The organism is Paraburkholderia sp. EG286A (assembly GCF_040965375.1).
In the GTDB taxonomy this organism is placed as follows: Bacteria; Pseudomonadota; Gammaproteobacteria; order Burkholderiales; family Burkholderiaceae; genus Paraburkholderia.
This window is the reverse complement of record NZ_JBFRCB010000001.1, coordinates 1,115,687-1,138,171: the sequence shown is the minus strand read 5'-3', so window position 1 is coordinate 1,138,171 and position 22,485 is coordinate 1,115,687. Positions and strand designations below refer to the sequence as shown.

Here is a 22,485-nt window from a genome sequence, read left to right as displayed (position 1 = left end):
CTTGCGCCGCTCAGGCCGAAGCCGGCTTCGTGCGCCCGAACACGCGTGCGAACGCGGTGACGAACGCGTCGAGCCGGTTCGATTCGAGACAATCGATGCCCGCCGCGCCCACCCGGCCGTTTCCGCCGGGGAACGCGCGGCAGAGTTCATCCGCGCCGCGCGGTTCCGTGAGCGGCGCGCGCACGCTCACCGCGTAGTTGCCGTCCGCGTTCACGCTCAGCACCGCGTGCGCGCGCGAGGGTTCCTCGTTGGCGAGCACGTTGGCGAACACGCCGCGCACGCGGCGCGCCCACGGCTCGTCGGGCAACACGCAAACGCTGCCGTACTGGAGCGCGACGAGCGGCGCGATGGCCTGGGCCAGTTCGAGATCGCCGTGACGGCAACGGGCGAGCTGTCCGACGATGGGCTCGGAAGCGATGAAATCGAACGGGTTGGCATAGGGCTTCATCGCCGCGTACAGATCGAGCGGCGCGATCATGAGATCTTCGACGCAGTCGCCGTAAGCGTTGTAGTTGATCGACTCGCCAAGCTCGCGCAGTTGCACGGCCTGCGCGGCATCGAGCCCGGCCTGCTGGGCAAGCGCCTGCGCCGTGTCGGGCAGGTTGTCGCCCCAGGCCGCCGCGATCGCCCACGGCCGGTAGCGGCCGGCGAGATGGCGGTCGACGAGCACGCTCGTGCAGACCTGCGCCGTCGTGTCGATGTGCGCGATGAGATTCCTGTTCACAGGCAGGTCGCCCGCGTGGTGATGGTCGAAATATTCGACCGCGACGTCCTTCGCGAGCAGCGCGGTGAGCGCCTTGCGATTCACGTCGAACGAAATGTCAAGCACCGTGAGCGAATCGCCCGGCTGGGCGGGCACGCGCTCGACGAGCGCGATGTCGCGCTTCGCGCCGGTGATGAGCGTCGCCTCGCGCGGCCTTGCGAGCCGCAGTTGATGCAGCGCGCAGATGCCGTCTGCGTCGCCGTTGAATACGTCGAAATGCGCCATGTCTCCGGAATTCCGTTGGGTTGAACTTGACAGTATCGCGCAGCGTCCCCGGATTGCACAAAAGGTACGAGTCGCCGATGCCCACGCAGATCGCTTCGATCAAGCCTTGACATGCCGCGCGACGGCCTTCCCACGCTGGCTCGCGGTATGCTGGTTCCGACGCGTATCGCCCCGTAGCCCTCCATTCCCACGATAGCCACGCCGATGTCCGACACGCCGATCTCACACCATGTCCTCAACCGTCAGCGCACGGCGCGCCGCCACAGTCGCCTCGTGGACGCTGCGCTCTCGCGTGCCTCCACGTATGCGCACCCGGCAGGGCGCATCGTGCGCATCGAAACGCATATTTCCGTGGTGTATCTCGCCGGGAGGTATGCGTACAAGATCATGAAGCCCGTCGATTTCGGCTTCGTCAATTTTGTGCGGCTCGATGCCCGACTCCGCTGCTGCGAAGCTGAGATTCGTCTGAATGCGCCCTTCGCGGGACCGATTTATCGCGACACGGGCGAGCTATTTTTTGATGGCCGGCGTTGCAGGCTCAGGCCCAGGCGCGGCGTGCGCGCCAATGTAAAAGTCGTCGACTATGCGGTGCGTATGCGCCGCTTCGACCAGCGTCTGCTGTATTCGAACCTGCTCGCGCACGGCGAACTGGGCACGGCCGATATCGATGCGGCCGCAACCAGCCTCGCCGCGAGCCATCGGCATGCGCGCCGGGCCGGACGCGGACCGATGGCGCCCGCGGCGCGCCTCGGCTCGGCAGCCCTGCTGCGCGACCAGGTGCTCGCGGCACTCGCGCCCCTCGAAGCGGATCCGCGCACGGCGCACGCGGTGGCAAGCGCCGCGTTGCGCGCGACTTGCGAAAGCGAACTCGCACGCCTCGCGCCGCACCTCGACGCCCGTCGCGCGGACGGATTCGTGCGCGCCTGCCACGGCGACCTGCATCTCGACAACATCGTGCGCTACGGGCGACACGCGCTGATGTTCGATTGCATCGAGTTCAGCGACGAACTGCGCTGGATCGACGTGACCTGCGATCTTGCGTTCCTGCTGATGGATCTGCGCGCGCACGGCCACGCCGCCTATGCCCACCGTCTGCTCAATCGCTCCCTCGAAGCGACGGGCGATTTCGCCGGGCTCGCGGCGTTGCGGCTCTATATCGTCTATCGCGCGCTGGTGCGGGCTTTGGTCGCGATGCTCAAGGCGGGATCGCGCGCGCGGTCCGACGCGCAAGCGGGCGCAGGCGCCGCCACGCGCTACCTGGCGCTCGCGGCCGGCGAAGCGCGCGCCATGCGCGAGCCCGCGCCCTGGCTTCTGCTCTGCCACGGCTTTTCGGGGTCGGGAAAGTCGGTGGCGAGCCGCGCGTTCGCCGAATTGAGCGGAGCGATCCGTGTGTCGAGCGATCTCGAACGCAAGCGGCTCGAACCCTTCGCGCCGCCCTCGCTCGAGGCGCTGCCGGCGAGCGCCTACACGCAAGCCGCAGTCGACGCGCATTACGAGCGCCTCGTCGCCCACGTGCGCGACGTGCTGAACGCGGGCTACACGGCGCTAGTCGACGCGACGTTTCTCAAGGCAATGCATCGCGCGCGTTTCGCAGCGCTCGCGCGTGAGCTGAACCGGCCAATGCTGATCGTGAACTTTCACGCGCCGCAAGCGCGGCTCGCCGAACGTGTGAACGTTCGCGCGCGCGGGCCACGCGACGCTTCCGACGCCGGCGCCGACGTGCTCGCCGCACAATTGGCGCAAGCCGATCCACTCGATGCGCGCGAACGGCAGCGCACCGTTGATCTCAATACCGACGTGGAAATCGGGGCGTTCTCGCGCGAGCCGTGGTGGGCGCCGCTGTTCGCACGCATGGGTGCGGAGGATGGGGAGATCTGAAGCTGCGGCGGACTGATGATCCGCCGCAGAAGGCGGCGCCGTGCCCGCTTATCGCTCCACGAAAGGCCGCGCGAGCGGCCAGCGCAGCGAGGACGCCACCGGAAACCGCGGCTTGCGGCCGGCCGGCGCGCGCCACGGCTGCATGCGTGCCGCCATGGCCGCGCACAGGGCGAGGCCTTCCTCGCCGTGCAGTCGCTCCATGGCGTGATGTACGAGACCGGCGTCGAACCACAGCTTGAAGCGGCGATGGCAGGTGCGGAAATCGGGATACTGCTCGGGCAATTTCGACCAGACCGAACCGGTGGCCAGTACCCAAAGGATACCCGCGAAAACGTGACGAGGATTGTGCGCCGGGCGCCCGCGGCGGCGACCGTCAACGCGGATTTCGTGAAACATGGGCGCGATGCTGCGCCACTGCGCATCGGTAAGTTCCGGAGATATGCGGGAAGACATCTGATGGTCCCTGTAAAGTTATCTGACACAACAGGACTAAAGTAGCCTCACAACGCACAAGAAAATATCGGACTATGCCTAAAAATCGAGATGAACTCGCCGGTTCGGAATCGGCACGCTAGCCAGCGGCCGTGGCCGGTGCTGCGCTACACTGCGCCATCCCGGCTTCGATGACGGATTTCCCATGGCGCCCTCATCCACTTCAAAAGCCCGGCACGGCCGGATACGCGTCGGCGTGGGCGGCTGGATCTATGCGCCGTGGCGTGGCGCGTTCTATCCCGACGACCTTGCGCAGCGCCGCGAGCTCGAATATGCGAGCCGTCATCTCTCGACGCTGGAAATCAACAGTACGTACTACGGCGCGCAGCGCCCGGAAAGCTTCACGCGCTGGCACGACGAAACACCCGAAGACTTCGTGTTCTCGCTGAAGGCCCCGCGCTTCGCAATGAATCGCCGCGTGCTGGCCGAAGCCGGGGCCACGATCGAACGCTTCCTGAGCGGCGGCGTGTTGAACCTGCGCGACAAGCTCGGGCCGATCAACTGGCAGATCACGCCAGGCAAGCGCTTCGATCCCGAGGACTACGCACGATTTCTCGAACTGCTGCCGGACGAAGCCGAAGGCCGCCCGCTGCGCCATGCGCTCGAAGTGCGCGACGAGAGCTTCTGCACGCCGGAATTCGTCGCGCTCGCGCGCAAGCACAAGGCGGCGATCGTCATCAGCGGCGATTCCAGCTACCCGCTGATCGGCGACACGAGCGCACCGTTCGTCTATGCCCGCATCATGGGAACCGTGCAGGGCCACCCGCAGGGCTACGCTCCCGCCGACCTCGACCTCTGGGCGAAGCGCGCGCTCGCGTGGTCACGCGGTGAAACCCCCGACGACCTCGCCACCTACGCAAAGCCGCTCGCCGCCAAGGCCGGCCGGGACGTGTATCTCTACGTCATCAGCGGCTTTAAGGAGCGCAACCCGGCGGCAGCCATGGCGCTGATCGAGCGCCTCGGCGCGAGCTAGCCGCGCACGGCGCATCTCATCCGACACGTAAAAGACCGTAACGCCGCCGCAATGACTTCGTCAGCGGCGAGTTGATATGTATCAACATGCAAACTTGCAACGCAGCGGGATACTGAATCGATGCGTTGCGGGCACTGTCGCTCCCGCCGCCCAACCGCACCACGGAGTGTCCTGCCTTTGCAAACCGCAATCGAATTCACCATCCGCGCCGGTGTCCTGCTCCTCATCATTGCGCTCTGCCATGCCGCCGCACAGCGTTTTCGCCTCTCCGATTCGTTCGGCCTGACCAGCGCCGGCGTGCTGCTCGGCGCCGGCTACCTCGCCCTGGGCCACGTCGCGCCCGGCTTCACCGCTGCGAGCGTCGTCCCGTTGCTCACGCCATCGCTTCCGCCCGAGGCCTATCTCTGGATCTTCCTGCCGCCCATCCTCTTCGAAGCGGCGCTGCAGGTCGATACGCGCGGACTGCTCGCCGATCTCGCGCCCATCCTGTTGCTCGCGATCGGCGCCGTGGTGGCCGCCGCGGCAGCCGTTGGCCTCGCCACGTGGATCAGCAGCGGCGAGAGCCTGATCGTGTGCCTGCTGCTCGGCGCCATCGTCAGCACGACGGATCCGTCCACCGTGATCGCGCTGTTTCGCAACAGCGGCGCGCCCGACCGCCTGATCCGGCTGGTCGAAGGCGAAAGCCTGCTCAACGATGCCGCCGCCATCAGCATCTCCACGCTCCTCACTGGCGCGCTGATCCTCACGCCGTCCGCTACGCACACGCACGGCTATCCGCTCGCAGGCTTCCTCGTTTCGCTCGTCGGCGGCTGTGCGTTCGGGGCGCTCGCGGGAGCGCTTTTCGTCGCGACGTCGAGCGCGCTGCGTAGCCTGCCTTTTTCCGAGTACGCGCTCTCGCTCGCGCTGCCCACGCTGCTCTATCCGGCCGCGGAACACGGGCTGCATGTGTCCGGCGTGGCCGCCGTGGTGTGCGCGGGTCTCGCGGCCAGCCAGCTCATGCGAACACGCCAGCCCGCCGCGAGCCAGGGGCTGTTTCGCCAGCTTTGGGCGTACCAGGCTGGCATCGCCTCCGCCGCTGTCTTTCTGCTCGCATCGGCACGCGTGCCCGGTCTGGTGCACAGGCTGCATCTGCGCGACGCCCTCCCGCTCGGGCTCGCGCTGCTGGCCGCCACCCTGAGCCGTTTCGGCATCCTGACGATCTTCGTGCCGCTGCTGAGCCGCTTTGGCATCTGCAAGCCGTTGCCGCGCGCGCATCAATGGTTGATCGCGTGGGGCGGCGTGCGCGGGCCGGTCACGCTCACGCTCGCGATCTGCGTCGCGCGCAACGACGCGCTATCGCCCGACACCCGCGCGTTCGCGGCCGCCATGGCCGCCGCCTTCGTGCTGCTGAATCTGCTCTGCAACGGCCTCACGTTGGGGCGGGTGGCGCGCTGGCTCGGCATCGCGCCACACACTTCCGGCTGACGCGCGCCGCTTCGCCCCGACCGCGCACGCAGGCAGGCATGGCCGCGCACGCTACACGCCGCACTCGGTGCGCCACAAATAGCCGATCACCGCGCGCGTGACGCGCGCCTCCAGCGCCTGGGCATCGGTTTCGCCGCGCGCGCCCGCCGCGTCGACCATGCCGCGCACGATGGCGATCACGTCGAGCGCGGCGGTCTGCAAGTCGTCGATGGCCGGCGCGTCGGGGCGTCCGAACGCGCCGACGAGCGCTGCGTGGATGCGCTCGCCCACGCGCGCGTCGCGCTCGTCGAGCGGCAGGCGCCGCTCCTCGAAATCGAGCAGTCGCGCCAGCTCCGGGCGTCGCATCTGGTGCGCGACCGCCGCGCGAATCAGCCTGAGCAACGCTGCCTCGCAGCTCGACGCCGCGGCGGCGGCCTCGACCTCGGCAAGGAGCGGCGCGCTCTCGCGCTCGATCAAGGCGGCGGTCAGCGCGTCGCGATTCGGGAAATATTGATAGAGCGAGCCGACGCTCACGCCCGCGCGCGCCGCGATGGCGTTCGTGGTGTAGCCGGCGAGGCCCGCGCTTTCGAGAATGCGGGCGGCGGCTTCGAGGATCGCGTCAACCGTGGCGGCAGAACGGCGCTGCACGGGCCGCTTGCGCGCGTCGAGCGGCGCGGGGCGGCTTCGGCCGCGGGGCGTCTGGGTCATGGTGGGCAATGCGCAGCGGGCATCGAATGTGAGCAATGGCTCGTATTTTATCCGCCCTCGGCGCGCCCGCCGGAAATCGCCTTGAAGTGTCGCATTGAAGCGGCGCGCGTAACGCAACGTGCAGCCCACGCGCTGCCACACGTCCCGTTACGCCGGTCACGCGCCGCTGACCTTCCCCCGTCTTCCAGCACGCCGATAAAACCGCGTGCCTCAAATCTGCCGGCGCATTTCCGCCGCCGGCAGCTTCATCATCTGCCGATACTTCGTGACCGTGCGGCGCGCCACCTGCACGCCCTGCTTTTCGAGTTCCTGCGTGAGGATGACGTCGGAAAGCGGGTCGCGCGGATCTTCGGCGTCGATCATTTCCTTGATGAGCGCGCGCACCGCAGCCGCCGAGCAGGTGCCGCCGGTACGCGTTTCCAGCTCGCGCGGGAAGAAGCGCTTGAACTCGAAGATGCCGCGCGGCGTGGCCATGTACTTGTTGCCCGTGGCGCGCGAGACGGTCGACTCGTGCAGGCCCAGCTCGTCGGCGACGTCGCGCAGCAGCATCGGCCGCAGCGCGATTTCGCCGTACTGGAAAAACGCCTTCTGACGCGCGACGATGCACTCGCCCACGCGCAGGATCGTCTCGCAGCGCTTGTGCGCGTTGCGGATCAGCCAGCGCGCTTCCTGCAGTTGCTGGGCGAGCGGCGAGCGGCTCGTCTGATCCGAGCGCGCGAACATTTCCGCATAGAGCTTGTGGATGCGCGCGCGCGGCTCGATGGCCGGGTTCACGCTGACCACCCACTTGCCGCGCACCTGGCGCACGATCACGTCAGGAATGACGTAGCCGCCGTCCGCGCGGCCATAGTGGTTGCCCGGTTTCGGATCGAGGCGGCGCACGAGCGCACTCGCGGCCTGCAGCGAGGCGGCGTCGCAGCCGAGCTGGCGCTGCAGCTCCCCGTGCTCGCGGCGCGCGAGGCGTTCGAGATGCTGCGAGACGATCTGCAGGGCCAGTTCGCGATGCGGGGTGTCGTGCGGCATCGCTTCGAGCTGAAGCACGAGGCATTCGGAGAGCGAACGCGCACCGATGCCGGGACGATCGAGCGTCTGCACCACGCGCAACGCCACACGCAGACGGTCCTCGTCGAGCGTGTCGCCCGCGCCCTCCACGTCGGCGAGTTCGGCGAGGTCCTGGCGCAGGTAGCCGTCGTCGTCGAGCGCCTCGATCACGATCTGCGTTGCGATCCGGTCGAGGTCGTCGAGCGGCGAGAGGCGCAGCGCCTCGTGCAGCTGCTCGCGCAGCGTGATCGGCACGCGCACCCAGTCGGAGGCCTCGGAATCGCCGTCCTCGCCGCCGCGATAGCTCGACGTGCGCAACGCGCCAGGCGTCGGCATCTCGGCGGTATAGCCCGAGCCTTCGTCGTTGTAGCTGGCCTCGGCGTACGAATTCTCGGCGTAGGGGGACGTTTCCTGCCCCATGCCGGCGTCGAGGCCGGACTCGCCCGCGCCTTCGGTCGCCATGGCGGGGGCTTCGGCCGCGGGCGCCGCCGCGGAGCCGATGCCCGCCGCGCCGTCGGCCGCTTCGGCGGCCTCGCCGGTCTCCGAGGCGGGCGGCACATATTCGAGGAACGGATTGGTGTCGAGCGCCTCGCGCAGCTCCTGCTGGAATTCGAGCGACGACAGTTGCAACAGCCTTACCGCCTGCTGAAGACGCGGCGTGAGCGCCAGATGCTGGCGCGCGTGTAACGCGATGGAAGGCATGGCAATCCCGTTTTGTTGAATTGAGTGGTAACCCCCCTCATGCAACAGCCATGCCAGTTTTTACAAAGCACTGTTTTGAAACGGGATCGGCACTTGCAACGCATACTGCGCGAGCCTCTTTTCCGACCCCACCGTGGAGATTTTTACAACGGTGAGGAAAAATTTTTGCGCGTGCCGGTCGGGAAAACGGTGGCCGCGTGAATCGGCGGCGATCCCGCATAGTGGGCTGCGCAAGCGGCTTCCAGCAGGCTTTCAATAGCGCGCGCAGCGAGCACGGACGCGGCGAGGCACGCACCTTGCGGAGGGAAGCTGCGACCACAACCAGAAAGGGAGTAGCCATGAAGCGCATCCTGATCCTCAAGACCGCGGCTGGCGCCGCCTGCATGACGTTCGCACTTCTCGCCGGTGCGCAGACCACGACGAACAGCGCCGCGCCCGCGGCCAGTTCGGAATCCGTGGGCCAGCACGTGGACGACGCAACCATCACGACCAAGGTCAAGGCCGAACTGCTCGGCGCGAAGAACGTGAAGTCCGAGCACATCCACGTGAAGACGCGTAAGGGCGTGGTCTCGCTCACCGGGACCGTGCCGAGCGCCGAGGACCGCGACAACGCCAGGCAGGTCGTGGAAGGCGTCTCGGGTGTGACCTCGGTGAAGAACCATCTGAAGGTCTCGGCGGCGGGCTGATCGATCTGCCGGGCAACCGGATCGAGCCAGTTTCAGGCCAGACCGCGCCGGCGGCTTCCACCGCCGGCGCTTTTCATTTCAGCTTCATTCCCGCGTCAATCCTCTTCCTGCTGCGATTGCCGGAGTTGCGCGCGCCGCTGCTCGCCCTGACGCGCGAGCATCCAGCCCGGATACTCCGCGGGCAACCCGCTCGCCTCGCCCAGCACGCCCAGCTCTTCAACGCTGAGCCTCACTTTCGTCGCGGCGATATTGTCGTCGAGCTGGTCCACGCGTTTCGCGCCGATGATCACCGATGTCACCGCCTTCTGATGCAGCAGCCACGCAAGCGCGATCTGCGCGACCGACACGCCTTTGGCCTGCGCGATCGGCCGCATCGCGTCCACGCAGTCCCATGCGCGCTCGCGGTTCACGGGCGGAAAATCGAAGGTCGTGCGGCGGCTGCCCGCCTCGCCTTGCTGGTCGCGCCCATACTTGCCGCTCAGGAGCCCGCCCGCGAGCGGACTCCAGACCATCAGGGCGAGCCCCTCGCTCTCCAGCATCGGCACGAGCTCGCGTTCGAGATCGCGCCCGGCGATCGTGTAGTAGGCCTGCAGCGATTCGAAGCGCGCGAGCCCTTCGCGCTGCGCAATGCCGAGCGCCTTCACGATCTGCCAGGCCGCCCAGTTCGAAACGCCGGCGTAGCGCACGTGCCCCTGCTGCACGAGCGTATCGAGCGCGCGCACCGTTTCCTCGATCGGGGTGACGGGGTCGAAGGCGTGAATCTGATAGAGGTCGATGTGGTCGAGCTGCAGGCGCTTCAGGCTCGCCTTCACGCCGTCCATGATGTGATAGCGCGTGGCGCCGCGTTCGTTCGGCGACGAGCCCATTTCGCCGAACACCTTGGTCGCGATCACCACCTGCTCGCGCGGGATCTTGAGGTTCCTGAGCGCCTGGCCGGTGATCTGCTCGGAAACGCCTTGCGAGTAGACGTCGGCGGTATCGATGAAATTGACGCCTGCGTCCAGCGCGCGGCCAACGAGCCGTTCGGCGTCGGACTGCTGGAGATCGCCGATCTGGTTCCAGATGCCGGCGCCGCCGCCGAAGGTCATCGTGCCGAGGCAAAGTTCCGAAACGAACAGGCCGGTGCGGCCCAGTGGGTTGTAACGCATGGTGTGACTCCGTCGTGGGTTCGAGGGAAAGTCCAACGCGGCGAGGATACTGCGTTCGCGACGCGCCTGCCGGACGGCCGCCACGGCTTGAAACACCGCAAGACGGCCGTACATGCCTGCTTACGCCCTGCAACGCCCGCACCCGGACCGCCCCGCGTCAGGCAGACGCGCACGAAAGCTGCGAGACTGGCAGACGTGCAATGCCGCCGCCTCTGCCGCTTTTTTTGCCGCACACCGCCCGCATGACAACGCCTTCGCCCGTATCCGATCCGCACGCCCCTCGAGCCGCCGCCAATCGCGACGGCGAGCCAGTCGACGTGCTCGCGCGCTTTCATCCGGCCGTGGCCGGCTGGTTCCGGCGCAGCTTCGACGCGCCCACTGCCGCGCAGCGCGCCGCCTGGCCGCTCATCGCGAGCCGGCGCGCGACGCTGGTGGCCGCCCCGACCGGCTCGGGCAAGACCCTCACCGCCTTTCTCGCCGCGCTCGACGAACTGGTGGGCGAAGGCCTCGCGAACGGCGGCGCGCTGCCCGACACGACGCTCGTCGTCTATGTCTCGCCGCTCAAGGCGCTCTCCAACGACATCCGGCTCAATCTCGAACGGCCACTCGAAGGCATCGGCGAGGAACTCGTGCGGCTTGGCTTGCCGCCGGTCGAAATCCGTACCGCGGTGCGCACCGGCGACACGCCGCAGCCCGAGCGCGCCGCGCTCAGAAAACGTGCACCGCACATTCTCGTCACGACGCCCGAGTCGCTCTACGTGCTGCTCGGTTCCGCATCGGGCCGCCGCATGCTGGCGAGCGCGCGCAGCGTGATCGTCGACGAGATTCATGCGCTCGCCGGCAACAAACGCGGCGCCCACCTCGCGCTGAGCCTCGAGCGGCTCGATGCGTTGTGCGGCTCGCGGCTGCTGCGCATCGGGCTGTCGGCTACGCAAAAGCCGATCGAAACCGTCGCGCGCTTTCTGGTGGGCATGGGCGACGCGGCGCAGGATCCAGGCGCAAGACCGCCCGCGTGCGAGATCGTCGACGTGGGCCACACGCGCACGCGCGACCTTGCGATAGAAATACCGCCCGTGCCGCTCGAAGCCGTAATGGCGAACGACGTGTGGGAACGCGTGTACGACCGCATGGCCGAACTCGTCGCCCTGCACCGCACGACGCTCGTGTTCGTCAACACGCGCCGCATGGCCGAGCGTGTGGCGCGCCATCTCACCGACCGTCTGGGCGCCGAAGCCGTGGCCGCGCACCACGGCAGTCTCGCGCGCGAGCATCGTTTTCTCGCTGAGCAGCGGCTCAAGAGCGGCGATCTGCGTGTGCTCGTGGCGACGGCGTCGCTCGAACTGGGCATCGATATCGGCGACGTCGATCTCGTGTGCCAGATCGGCTCGCCGCGTTCGATCGCGGGCTTCCTGCAGCGCGTCGGGCGCTCGGGCCACCAGGTCGGCGGCGTGCCGAAGGGACGGATCTTCCCCACGTCGCGCGACGATCTGATCGAATGCGCGGCGCTGCTCGATAGCGTGCGGCGCGGCGAACTCGACCGCCTCGCGCTGCCGCAAGCGCCGCTCGATGTGCTCGCGCAGCAGATCGTCGCCGAAGTGGCCTGCGAAGCCTGGGAAGAAGACGCGCTCTATGCGCTCGTGCGCCGCGCCACGCCGTGGGCGGCGCTCGAGCGCGCGCAGTTCGACGCCGTGCTGCGCATGCTCGCCGAGGGCTATACGAGCCGCCACGGGCCGCGCGCCGCCTATCTGCATCGCGACGTCGTGAGCCACACGCTGCGTGCGCGGCGCGGCGCACGGCTCGTCGCGCTTACGTCGGGCGGCACGATTCCCGACAACGCCGACTACTCGGTGCTGCTCGAACCGCAGGGCGTGCAGATCGGCACCGTCAACGAGGACTTCGCTGTCGAAAGCCTCGCGGGCGACGTGTTCCAGCTCGGCAACGCGTCGTACCGGATCCTGCGCATCGAGGCGGGCCGCGTGCGCGTGGAAGACGCCCAGGGGCAGCCGCCCAACATCCCGTTCTGGCTCGGCGAGGCGCCGGGCCGCAGCGACGAGCTTTCGTTCGCGATTTCGCGGCTGCGCAAGCAGGTGGAAGCCGCGCTGATCGACGCGAGCGCGAGCGCGAACGCTGGTGCGACGGATGACGCCGCGTCGCCCGCCGTGGTCGACCGGGCCACGACGGCACTCGCCGCTTCGCTCGAGATCGACGATGCCGCCGCGCGCCAGATCGTCGAATATCTCGCGCGCGCCCGCGCCGCGCTCACGGTGCTGCCCACCCAGGACACCCTCGTCATGGAGCGCTTCTTCGACGAGGCCGGCGGCACGCAGCTCGTGATCCACACGCCGTTCGGCAGCCGCCTGAATCGCGCGTGGGGTCTCGCGCTGCGCAAGCGCTTTTGCCGCCAGTTCAACTTCGAGCTGCAGGCCGCCGCGACCGAGGACGCCATCATCCTCTCGCTCACCGGCGCGCACAGCTTCGCGCTCGACGAGGTGTGGCGCTATCTCCATTCGAATTCCGCGGAGCATCTGCTCGTGCAGGCGCTGCTCGATGCGCCGCTGTTCGGCGTGCGCTGGCGCTGGAATGCGACCACGTCGCTCGCGCTGCCGCGTCAGACCGGCGGGCGCAAGACGCCGCCGCAGATCCAGCGCATGCGCAGCGAAGACCTGCTCGCGGCCGTGTTTCCCGACCAGGTGGCGTGCGTCGAAAACATCGCGGGCGAGCGCGAAGTGCCGCGCCATCCGCTTGTCGACCAGACGCTCGACGACTGCCTGCACGATGCTATGGATACCGAAGCATGGATCGCGCTGCTGCGGCGCATCGAGGCGGGCGACCTGAAGCTCGTAGTGCGCGAACTGCCCACGCCCTCGCCGCTCGCGGCCGAAATCCTCACCGCGCGCCCGTATGCGTTCCTCGACGACGCCCCGATCGAAGAACGCCGCACCCAGGCCGTGCTGTCGCGCCGCTGGAGCGACCCCGAATCCACCGATGATCTCGGCGCGCTGGACCCCGAAGCGATTGCGAGTGTGCGCGAAGAAGCGTGGCCGCAAGTGCGCGACGCCGACGAAATGCACGACGCGCTCACGAGCCTCGGCGCGCTGGCCGAAAGCGAGGCGCAGCACGACCCGCAGTGGCTCGCATGGCTCGCCGGTCTGGCGGCGGCGGGCCGCGCGACGCGGCTGCCCGTTGCGGACCACGACGCGTTGTGGGTGGGCATCGAGCGGCTAGCGTGCGTGCAGGCCATCTACCCGCAGGCGCGGTGCGAGCCGCCGCTCACGCCGCCGCCTGAATATGCGGATATGTGGACGGAGGACGCAGCGCTCGTCGAGATCGTGCGCGCACGCCTGTCGGGCTTCGGACCACTCACCGTCGCTCAGGTGGCGCGGCCGCTCGCGCTGGAGGCGAGCGTGGCGGCGCTCGCGCTCACACGCCTCGAAACCGAAGGCACCGTGATGCGCGGACGCTTCACGCCGCAAGCGATGGGCGGCGGCCAGGAGGAATGGTGCGAACGCCATCTGCTCGCGCGCATCCACCGCTACACGGTGCGCAAGCTGCGGCGCGAAATCGAGCCGGTCGAGCGTCACGACTTCATGCGCTTCCTGTTCGAATGGCAGCGCGTGGCGCCCGGCACGCGCGGCTCGGGCCGCGACGCGCTGGCCGCCGTGCTCGACCAGCTCGAAGGCTGGGAAGCCTCGGCGCTCGCGTGGGAGGACGAACTCCTGCCGGCACGCATCGACGATTACACGCCCATGCTGCTCGACGAGCTGTGCCGCTCGGGGCGGCTCGCCTGGGCGCGGCTGCCCGCGCGCGCGGCGGCCGCATCGACGGTGCGCAGCACGCCGGTCGTGCTGCTCGCGCGGCGCGAGCTGGCGCGCTGGATGGCGCTCGTCGAAACGACCGACACGGCCGGCCTGTCGGCGCGCGCGCAGCGCGTCTACGAGGCGCTGCTGCGGCACGGTGCGATGTTCTTCGACGAACTGGCCGCCGACGCGCACCTGCTCGGCGTCGAGCTGGAGAACGCGCTTGGCGAACTGGTGGCGGCGGGCCTCGTCAACGCGGACAGCTTTGCCGGGCTGCGCGCGCTCGTGAAACCGGCCGCGCAGCGCAGCGCGCATCACGGCCGACGCCGGCCGCGCGGCTTCGGGCCACTCGCGGGCGGCATGGCCGACGCGGGGCGCTGGGCGACGCTGCGGCGAGTTGCGCTGGCCAATGCATCGGCCGATGCGTCGGTCGCTCCGCTTCCGGATCTGGACGATGAAGCAGCGCTCGTCGCGACGGCACTGGCTGAATCGACTTCGCACGCAGCAGCGGGCCTGCGCTCGCCGGCGCTTGCGCGTGCAAGGCAAACGACCGCCAGCGCCGCGCGCCGGCAGCCCGCCGACCCGGAATTGCTGGAGCACGTCGCCAATGTGCTGCTGCGCCGTTACGGCGTGATCAGCTGGCATCTGCTCGGACGCGAGGCGGCGTGGCTGCCGCCGTGGCGCGATCTGCTGCGCGTGCTGCATCGCATGGAGGCGCGCGGCGAGGTGCGCGGCGGACGCTTCGTCACCGGGATTTCGGGCGAACAGTTCGCGCTGCCCGAAGCCGTGGCGCTGCTGCGCGAGGTGCGGCGGCGCGCAGCAGCCCAAGGCGAAAGCGGCGCGCTCGTTTGCGTGAGTGCCGCCGATCCGCTCAATCTCCTCGGCACTCTGCTGCCCGGCGAGAAAGTGCCCGCGCTCGCCGGCAACCGCATCGTGTTCCGCGACGGCGTGCCGGCCGCCACCCTCGTTGCCGGCCGCTTTGGCTTTCTCGGCGAATTCGACGAGAGCACGCGCGCCGAACTCCGCGCGCGACTCGCCAAGCCCTGGTGAGGCGCGCTGGGCGGGTGCGGGCTGGACTGGCTGTTAGTTGCGTTGTGCTGCGTGCACGGAAGGCTTCGTGACGTTGCGCGTGCCGTCGAAATGCCGGCGCACGCGCAGACCGTTCGCCACGACGAGCAGGCTCGCACCCACGTCGGCGAACACGGCCATCCAGAGCGTGGCCTCGCCCGCCATCGCGAGCACGAGAAACACGGCCTTGATGCCGAGCGCAAGCGCGATGTTCTGCTTGAGCACGCCCGCGGTCTTGCGCGAGAGGCCGATGAACGCGGCGATCTTGCGCGGATCGTCATCCATGATCGCGACGTCGGCGGTTTCGAGCGCGGTCGCGGTGCCCGCCGCGCCCATCGCGAAGCCGATGTCGGCGCGCGCGAGCGCGGGCGCGTCGTTCACGCCGTCGCCGACCATTGCCGCCATGCCGTACTGCTTCGAGAGCGCGGCGATCGCGTCCTGCTTGTCCTGCGGCAGCAGATTGCCGCGCGCGTCGTCGATGCCGAGTTGATCGGCGATCGCCCGCGCGGTCGACGCGTTGTCGCCGGTCAGCATGACGGGCGTCACGCCGAGCGCGCGCAACGCGCGCACGGCCGGTGCGCTTTCGGTACGCAGCGCGTCAGCCACGGCGAACACGGCGACGGCCTCGTGCGGCGCGCACAGCACGATCGCCGTCTTGCCCGCCAGTTCCAGCGCTGCCAACTGCGCTTCGAGTTCGGGCGAGCACAAACCCAGCTCCTCCACCAGCCGGTGATTGCCGAGGCGCCAGAGCGTGCCGTCGATGCGGCCTTGCACGCCGCGACCGTTCAGCACCGCGAACTGATCGACCGCGAGCAGGCGCGCATCCGGCTCACGCGCCCGCCAGCCCTCGACCACCGCGCGAGCGACGGGGTGCGTGCTGGCCTCGTCCAGGCTCGCGGCGATGCGCAGTGCTGCTTGCGCCGACAGCGGCGCTTCGCTGGACTCCCCGGCACTGACCAGCGCTCGAACCGGCGCCGCGAGCGCATCGGTCAGGACAGGCTCGCCGCGCGTGAGCGTGCCGGTCTTGTCGAGCGCGACGGCCTTGAGCAGCCGACCGCGCTCGAGCCACACGCCGCCCTTCACGAGCATGCCGTGGCGCGCGGCGGCGGCGAGGCCGCTCACGACCGTCACCGGCGTCGAGACGACGAGCGCGCACGGGCAGGCGATCACGAGCAGCACGAGCGCCTTGTAGAGCCACGCACTCCACGCGCCGCCGAACACGAGCGGCCCGGCCAGCGCCAGCACCACGGCGAGCCCGACCACGGCCGGCGTGTAGTAGCGCGCGAACTGGTCGACGAAGCGCTGCGTGGGCGCGCGCTGCGCCTGCGCCTCCTGCACCGCCGCGGCGATGTGCGCGAGCGTGCTGTCCTTTGCGGCCGCGGTGACGAGCGCCTCGACCACGCCGTCGACGACGATGCTGCCCGCGTAAAGCGCCGCGCCGGTCTCCTTGTCGACAGGCAGGCTTTCGCCCGTGATCGGCGCCTGATCGAGCGCGGCCCGGCCGGCGATCACGCGCGCGTCGAGCGGCACGCGCTGGCCGGTGCGCACGCGAATCCGGCTGCCGACCGCCACATCGCCCACCGCGGACTCGCGCCATTCGCCTTGTCCGGGTGCGACATCGCCGGCTTGCCAGACTTCGGCGGTTTCAGGCGCGAGTGCGGTGAGCGCGCGGATCGCCTGACGGGCGCGCTCGAGCGAAAGCGCCTCGATTTCCTCCGCGAGGGCGAACAGGAAGACCACCATTGCCGCTTCGGGCCACTTGCCGATCGCAACGGCGCCGATCAACGCAAGCGACATCAGGAAATAGATGTTGATCGTGAAATTGCGCAATGCGATCCAGCCCTTGCGCAGCGTGGGCAGACCCGCGCACACGATCGAGATGACTGCGCAGGCGAGTGCAAACGGACTGGTTTCCCGGCCGGTGCTCCAGGCGAGCACCTCGGCGCCTGCGGCTGCCACGCCGCTCGCCGCCAGCAGCAGCTTCTGGCGCAGCGCGAGACCGACAGACCCAGGCGGGGCGGCTTGCGCGGCCGCGCTATCGTCCAGCGCACGCGGCGCCATGTCGAGCGCGCGCAGCGCGGCGACGACAGGCTGAGTGTCGTCGAGCCGATGATGCACGGTCAGTTCGCGCGCGAGCAGGTCGAAGTCGAGGCGCACGACGCCCGGCATGGGTTCGAGCCGGTTGCGGATCAGACGCTCTTCGGTCGGGCAATCCATGTTTTCGATGCGCCAGCGTGCGCGGCGCGTGCCTTCGGGCGCCGGAGCCGTGTCGCGCCGGTTTTGCGGTGGCGTGCTGTGTGCCGCGCCGCCGTGACAGCAGTTGTGAGCGTGGTCTTTCGACCCGGCATGCGCATGGTCGTGGTCATGCTCGTGGGCGTGGTCATGGCCGTGGCTATGGGCATGCTCGTGGCCGTGGGCATGATCATGGGCGTGCCCTTGATCCGGGCCATGGTCATGCCCGTGACCGCCGCCCACGCCGCCCACGCCGCCAGCCCCGTGCGCACCGCCCGCCGTCCGTTCCTCATCACGCGCGCGCAGGCGCTGCGCAATGCCGAGCCGCGACACGTAGCTCTGGTTCATAGCCGGTTTCTCCCAAAAGTGACACAATCATTGAACAGCCTGTAGCCACTACAGGGTCAAGTCATTTGGGAGAGCCGCGACCATGCGAATTGGTGAACTGGCGCGCTGCGCGCACTGCGATGTCGAAACGGTGCGCTTTTACGAGCGCGAAGGCCTGCTGGACGAGCCCGCGCGCGAAACCAACGGTTACCGCAGCTACACGGCCGTGCACGCCGCGCAGCTCAACTTCATCCGCCATTGCCGGTCGCTGGGCATCGGGCTCGCGGACATCCGCATGCTGCGCCGCTTCCAGGCCGACCCGAGCCAGCCCTGCGACGAGGTCAACGAATTGATCGACAGCCAGATCGAGCGCATTCATCAGCAGATCGAAGCGATGCGCGTACTCGAGCAGCAGTTACGCACGCTGCGCGAGAGTTGCCATGCCCATCAGAGCAGCAGCGCGGAGTGCGGAATCATGAAGAGCCTCGAACAGCCCATCGACGATGAAAGCTGCTCATGCCATGGCGACGGGCACGCCGCACAGGACGCGCCGCCCGCAGACGGCGCGCCCGCCCCTCACCGCCACTAGCCGCTCAAGGGCGACTCACGGCGCGGCGGCGATCACTTCGGCCACCGTGGCCGTGAGCTTCTTCGCGTAGGGCACATGCAGGAACTCGTTCGGCCCGTGCGCGTTGGACTTCGGGCCGAGCACGCCGCACACCATGAACTGCGACTTGGGAAACCCTGCCTGCAGCACGTTCATGAGCGGGATCGTGCCGCCCTGGCCGAGATAAGCGCAGTCCGCGCCGAAATGCGTGCGCGAGGCGGCGTTGAGTGCCTCGGTGAGCCACGGGGCGAGTTCCGGTGCGCTCCAGCCGTTGGCTGCGCCCGCGTCAGGCTTGAAGGTGACCTTGGCGTTATACGGCGGATCGAGTTCGAGCAGCGCCTTCAGTTCGGCGACGGCCTTCGAAGCCTCGACTAGCGGCGGCAGGCGCAGCGAGAGCTTGAATGCCGTGCGCGGCCGCAGCACGTTGCCGGCGTCGGCCAGTGCCGGCAGGCCCGCGGCGCCCGTGACCGAAAGCGAGGGCCGCCATGTGGAATCGAGCAGCGCCTGCTGCGGGTCCGTGGTGGTGGGCAGCACGCGCCGGCCGTCCTGGCCGCACGCCCAAGGCATGGTCTTCCAGACGCTTTCGCCAAGGATCTTCGCCGTGGCCTCGGCTTCGCTCAGGCGCTGCGAGGGAATCGCGCAATGGAAACCCTTGGGCAGCAGCGTGCCGCTCGCGGCGTCTTCGAGACGCTCGAAGAGCTGCCGCATCACGCGGAAACTGGACGGCGCAATGCCGCCGTAGGAGCCCGAGTGAATGCCCTCCTCGAGCACTTCGACTTCGAGGTCGCCCGCCACGAGCCCGCGCAGCGACGTGGTCAGCCAGAGCTGGTCGTAGTTGCCCGCGCCTGAATCGAGACACACGACGAGACCGACGTTGCCGAGCCGCTCGCGCAGCGCATCGACATAAGGCAGCAGGTCATAGCTGCCCGACTCCTCGCAGGTTTCGATGAGACCCACGCAGCGCGGACGCTCGATGCCTTGCGCGTCGAGCGCGGCGAGCGCCGTGACGCTCGCGTAGATCGCATAGCCGTCGTCAGCCCCGCCGCGACCGTAGAGGCGGCCGTCTTCGAGCTTCGGCGTCCAGGGGCCGAGGTCGTTGCGCCAGCCCGCGAATTCCGGCTGCTTGTCGAGGTGGCCGTAGAGCACGACCGTCTCACTGCTACCCGAGCGCGTGGCGGGCGCCTCGAAGAAAATCACCGGCGTGCGATTGGGCAGGCGCACGATCTCCAGCTTCAGGCCGCGCACCGGCTGCTGTTCCGCCCACTTCGCGGCATCCTGCACGACGCGCTCGAGGTAGCCGTGCTGGGCCCACTGCGGGTCGAATGCCGGACTCTTGGCGGGCACCGCGATGTAGTCGGTCAACGCGGGCACGATCTCGTCATGCCATTTACGTTCGACGAAGGCGCGCAGTTCGTCGTGGTCGAGTTGGCGGGTGGCCTCGGAGGGGTCGGAGATCATGGTGTGGGTTCCCAGCGATGAAAAACCCGATGATAGACCCGAACCCCCGCTCGCCGACACCCCTCGCGCCCGGTGTCGGCCGTCCGGCCAGGGCATGGCGTGCGCTCAGGGCCAATCCGCGCGACAATGATGAATCGGGCATATTCCGCCCTTTTTTCTGGAGATTGGAATTATGGTGAGCCGTTCCCTCTTCGAGATCGTCGTTCTCGCAGCGGTGGTCGCGCTCTACTTTCTCCCAGCGCTGATCGCCGACAGGCGCCAGCGTCACGACCTGCTGGTCATCGCAGTCTTCAATGCCGTGCTCGGCTGGACGCTGCTCGGCTGGCTGCTGGCGTTCTTCTGGGCGCTGCAACCGAATCCGCCGAAGGATCTCGGCGGCCAGACGCGGGTCCGCAACCGCCGGCTGGGCATGCTGCTCTTCTCGCGCCGGCTCGACGATCGGGTCCAGGCGCGCGAAACCCGCGCCGCCGAGAGCAAACGCTCCTCGCATTGAGGCCGTTCCCGCTTGTCCGTTTGGCCAACGCTGCAGGCGATGGCGCGCAAGCGCCGCCGTCGCATGAAATAATCACCGGGAATCTAGCTGCGTTGGCCAGGCCGTTTTGATCGCGCTAGATGACGCTGAAGCGCACCGGCCTGTGCCTGTCGCTCGAGTCACCCTCACACCACACAGCAACCCTCAACACGGAGCCCCGTCATGCCACACGCCGCCCCGCTGCTCGCCTTTGCCGCCGTCGCACTCGGCATGGCGCTCACGCCCGGACCGAACATGATCTACCTGATCTCGCGCTCGATCTGCCAGGGCCGCAAGGCGGGTCTGATCTCCCTGGGCGGAGTCGCGCTCGGCTTCGTGTTCTACATGCTGTGCGCCGCCTTCGGCATTACCGCGCTGCTCATGGCCGTGCCGTTCGCCTACGACGCGCTGCGCCTGGGCGGTGCGCTCTACCTGTTCTGGCTCGCATGGCAGGCGCTCAAGCCCGGCGGCCGCTCGCCGTTCCAGGTGCGCGAGCTGCCCGCCGACCGCCCGCGCAAGCTCTTTCTGATGGGCTTCGTCACGAACCTGCTGAATCCGAAAATCGCCATTCTGTATTTGTCGCTGCTGCCGCAGTTCATCGACCCGCATCACGGCAGCGTGCTCGCGCAGTCCATCGTGCTCGGCAGCGTGCAGATCGCGCTTTCGATCAGCGTGAATGCCGCCGTGGCGATGACGGCGGGTACGATTGCAACGTTTCTCGGCGACCGGCCGGGCTGGCTCAAGCTTCAGCGCTGGCTCATGGGTACGGTGCTGGCCGGACTCGCCGTGCGTATCGCCGCCGAAGGCCAGCGCTAAAGCAAACGGCCGGGCGCATCTGGCCCGGCCGCTATTCTTCGTCCGTCTTCGTCCCTGGCTGGCACGCCCGCGACGCGTGTGCGTGTGCGCAGGGCAGTCTGGCCTACGCTTCAGAACCCGCCGAGGGCCCTTCCGCCAGCCGGGCTGCGCATCTTGACGAATGCCGCGGGAATCGAGCGCGGTTCGAGCTGCACCATGTCCTGAGCGAACATGTCCTGGCGCAGTTCGCCTTGCTCGTCGAACCACTGGCAGATCAGCCAGTGACCGCTGGCAAAGCCAACCGGGCCGGCATACATGACGGTCATACGCGGACCGCCCGATTTCAGGGTGACAACGTCGCCAATTCCGGCCATGGCAGCGAGCGGCTTTTCGGCTACGTCGATGGTCGTATCAAGCATGATGTTCCCCGTTAAAAAAGTCGCACAGAGAAAAAAACCGGGCGGGCTAGCCCCCGGCTCCCTCCCGCCCTTTCGATAATGAGAATGGGGCGGTCATTAATAAGTTTGGCAAGACTAACAACTCGAATTAATGCGTGCAAGTGGTTTTCATTAAACCTGCTGAAAACCCTGTTATTCGACGTACGGCGAAACCCCGTTTAATCCCGTCCCGCACAATTTACGCGGAAAGCCGTACACGGCTGGCAAAAGCTACCGGGCAAGGTTTCTCCACGAAACAGTCATATTATTTCGAATCCACAGCTACAAAATACCGCAATGCAGCGGCAATAAACATGGCACGCGGCGACTGCATTAACGATTTCGTCCAGAAACCGTAAGCCCGGCCAGAGCGAGTGGAAACGTTTTCTGCACCAATAAACCGTCCGTTCGATTAATCCGCTCGCGCCGAACTCGAACTGTTCCTCTGCGGGCAAATCCTCATGTTTTACCGGATGACCTCAAAATTTATGCACTTGAAATACGGTTGTCACTTAAATGGAATTGCAGTGCGGTGCAAAAAAAGCCCCATCCGGCAAAACCGGATGGGGCAGCGCGTGAGCAGGACGCGGTCAGGACGCGCTCATTCGGCAAACGGCAAGGTCGTCTGGCCTTCCGCGCGCATGCCGAAGACGTTGAGCGTCATCGCGACGAGCGCGTAGTAGCCAAGCAGCCCGACCAGGTTGATCGTGGTCTCGTGGCCAAAGCGCTCGACGGCGCGGGCGTAGGTCGCGTCGGACACACGCTTCGTGTCGTACAGCTCGGTCGTGAACGCGTAGATCAGCGCGTCGTCGGGCTCGTCGAACCGGGGCGTGGCGCCCGTGCGGATCTGCTCGGCCAGCGCCTCGGGCACGCCCGCCTTCAGCGCGATGGGATAGTGGATGTACCACTCGGCCTGCGCCTGCCAGCGTGCGGCCGTGACGAGAATCGCCAGTTCTGAGAGGCGCAGCGACAGGCCCGTCTGGTAGCGGCAGAACGCCCCAAGGCGCTGCGCATGCTGCGCCAGTTCCGGGCTGTGGATCCAGCCGAGGAACGGGCCGTTGAGGTTGCCGCGCGGACCGGAAAGAATCTCGTCCAGCACCGCCTTCTGTTCCGGCGAAGCCTGGGCAGCGTCGAATGCGGGAAGCCGCGAGGTCGGGTTTTGCGTCATGGGTGGACTCCGTTGGAGGTCATGGC

Annotated in this window: 17 protein-coding genes; 8 read left to right on the top strand and 9 right to left on the bottom strand. The window is 68.0% G+C overall.

All coding sequences use genetic code 11. The annotated features are described in order from the left end of the window. Positions 1 to 10: 10 nt before the first annotated feature. Entirely contained in the window at positions 11 to 988 is a 978-nt protein-coding gene (locus AB4Y35_RS05100; protein WP_368703568.1) for an acetyltransferase, read from the bottom strand. Between the two features lie 204 nt (positions 989 to 1,192). On the opposite strand from AB4Y35_RS05100, the gene AB4Y35_RS05095 reads away from it, so the two are divergent. After that, positions 1,193 to 2,866, top strand: coding sequence for an AAA family ATPase (locus tag AB4Y35_RS05095; RefSeq protein WP_368703567.1), 1,674 nt, complete (start codon positions 1,193 to 1,195; stop codon positions 2,864 to 2,866). 48 nt (positions 2,867 to 2,914) lie between these two features. Here the strand turns inward: AB4Y35_RS05095 and AB4Y35_RS05090 are convergent, their stop codons facing one another. Beyond that, positions 2,915 to 3,319, bottom strand: a complete 405-nt coding sequence (locus AB4Y35_RS05090) for a transposase (RefSeq protein ID WP_342920871.1) — start codon at positions 3,317 to 3,319, stop codon at positions 2,915 to 2,917. Positions 3,320 to 3,503: 184 nt separating this feature from the next. Between AB4Y35_RS05090 and AB4Y35_RS05085 the strand changes: the two genes are divergently transcribed. Both AB4Y35_RS05085 and AB4Y35_RS05080 read left to right on the top strand, forming a co-directional pair. Beyond that, entirely contained in the window at positions 3,504 to 4,331 is an 828-nt protein-coding gene (locus AB4Y35_RS05085; protein WP_368703566.1) for a DUF72 domain-containing protein, read from the top strand. Between the two features lie 177 nt (positions 4,332 to 4,508). Then, positions 4,509 to 5,795, top strand: coding sequence for a cation:proton antiporter (locus tag AB4Y35_RS05080; RefSeq protein ID WP_368703565.1), 1,287 nt, complete (start codon positions 4,509 to 4,511; stop codon positions 5,793 to 5,795). Between the two features lie 51 nt (positions 5,796 to 5,846). Here AB4Y35_RS05080 and AB4Y35_RS05075 read toward each other — a convergent pair whose 3' ends face one another. Next, complete coding sequence (locus tag AB4Y35_RS05075) at positions 5,847 to 6,482, bottom strand: TetR/AcrR family transcriptional regulator (protein WP_368703564.1); 636 nt, start codon at positions 6,480 to 6,482, stop codon at positions 5,847 to 5,849. Between the two features lie 210 nt (positions 6,483 to 6,692). Continuing rightward, a complete protein-coding gene (locus AB4Y35_RS05070; RefSeq protein ID WP_368686994.1) occupies positions 6,693 to 8,225 on the bottom strand; it encodes an RNA polymerase factor sigma-54 in 1,533 nt (510 codons plus the stop codon). Between the two features lie 338 nt (positions 8,226 to 8,563). Between AB4Y35_RS05070 and AB4Y35_RS05065 the strand changes: the two genes are divergently transcribed. Further along, entirely contained in the window at positions 8,564 to 8,911 is a 348-nt protein-coding gene (locus AB4Y35_RS05065; RefSeq protein ID WP_368703563.1) for a BON domain-containing protein, read from the top strand. Between the two features lie 95 nt (positions 8,912 to 9,006). On the opposite strand, the gene AB4Y35_RS05060 is transcribed toward AB4Y35_RS05065, so the two are convergent. Then, the gene (locus AB4Y35_RS05060) at positions 9,007 to 10,059 is read right to left on the bottom strand and encodes an aldo/keto reductase (RefSeq protein WP_368703562.1); all 1,053 of its coding nucleotides are present in this window, start codon (positions 10,057 to 10,059) and stop codon (positions 9,007 to 9,009) included. A gap of 242 nt (positions 10,060 to 10,301) precedes the next feature. Here AB4Y35_RS05060 and AB4Y35_RS05055 point away from each other — a divergent pair, with 242 nt between their 5' ends. Further along, positions 10,302 to 14,906 (top strand): DEAD/DEAH box helicase, encoded by a 4,605-nt coding sequence (locus tag AB4Y35_RS05055; RefSeq protein ID WP_368703561.1) that lies wholly within the window; start codon positions 10,302 to 10,304, stop codon positions 14,904 to 14,906. Positions 14,907 to 14,939: 33 nt separating this feature from the next. Here the strand turns inward: AB4Y35_RS05055 and AB4Y35_RS05050 are convergent, their stop codons facing one another. After that, on the bottom strand, positions 14,940 to 17,504 hold the full coding sequence (locus tag AB4Y35_RS05050) for a heavy metal translocating P-type ATPase (RefSeq protein ID WP_368703560.1): 2,565 nt from the start codon (positions 17,502 to 17,504) through the stop codon (positions 14,940 to 14,942). 82 nt (positions 17,505 to 17,586) lie between these two features. Here AB4Y35_RS05050 and AB4Y35_RS05045 point away from each other — a divergent pair, with 82 nt between their 5' ends. Continuing rightward, positions 17,587 to 18,072, top strand: coding sequence for a Cd(II)/Pb(II)-responsive transcriptional regulator (locus AB4Y35_RS05045; protein ID WP_342920878.1), 486 nt, complete (start codon positions 17,587 to 17,589; stop codon positions 18,070 to 18,072). Between the two features lie 15 nt (positions 18,073 to 18,087). On the opposite strand, the gene AB4Y35_RS05040 is transcribed toward AB4Y35_RS05045, so the two are convergent. Beyond that, positions 18,088 to 19,548 carry a M20 family metallopeptidase gene (locus AB4Y35_RS05040; RefSeq protein ID WP_368686999.1) on the bottom strand — a complete coding sequence of 487 codons (1,461 nt, stop codon included), beginning with the start codon at positions 19,546 to 19,548 and terminating at the stop codon, positions 18,088 to 18,090. A 172-nt stretch (positions 19,549 to 19,720) separates the two neighbouring features. Here AB4Y35_RS05040 and AB4Y35_RS05035 point away from each other — a divergent pair, with 172 nt between their 5' ends. Further along, complete coding sequence (locus tag AB4Y35_RS05035; RefSeq protein WP_342920880.1) at positions 19,721 to 20,041, top strand: superinfection immunity protein; 321 nt, start codon at positions 19,721 to 19,723, stop codon at positions 20,039 to 20,041. Positions 20,042 to 20,242: 201 nt separating this feature from the next. Next, complete coding sequence (locus AB4Y35_RS05030; protein ID WP_321928986.1) at positions 20,243 to 20,875, top strand: LysE family translocator; 633 nt, start codon at positions 20,243 to 20,245, stop codon at positions 20,873 to 20,875. Positions 20,876 to 20,985: 110 nt separating this feature from the next. Here the strand turns inward: AB4Y35_RS05030 and AB4Y35_RS05025 are convergent, their stop codons facing one another. Both AB4Y35_RS05025 and AB4Y35_RS05020 read right to left on the bottom strand, forming a co-directional pair. Next, a complete protein-coding gene (locus tag AB4Y35_RS05025; protein WP_368703559.1) occupies positions 20,986 to 21,273 on the bottom strand; it encodes a YodC family protein in 288 nt (95 codons plus the stop codon). Between the two features lie 619 nt (positions 21,274 to 21,892). Next, on the bottom strand, positions 21,893 to 22,459 hold the full coding sequence (locus AB4Y35_RS05020) for a carboxymuconolactone decarboxylase family protein (RefSeq protein WP_368703558.1): 567 nt from the start codon (positions 22,457 to 22,459) through the stop codon (positions 21,893 to 21,895). Positions 22,460 to 22,485: the final 26 nt, after the last annotated feature.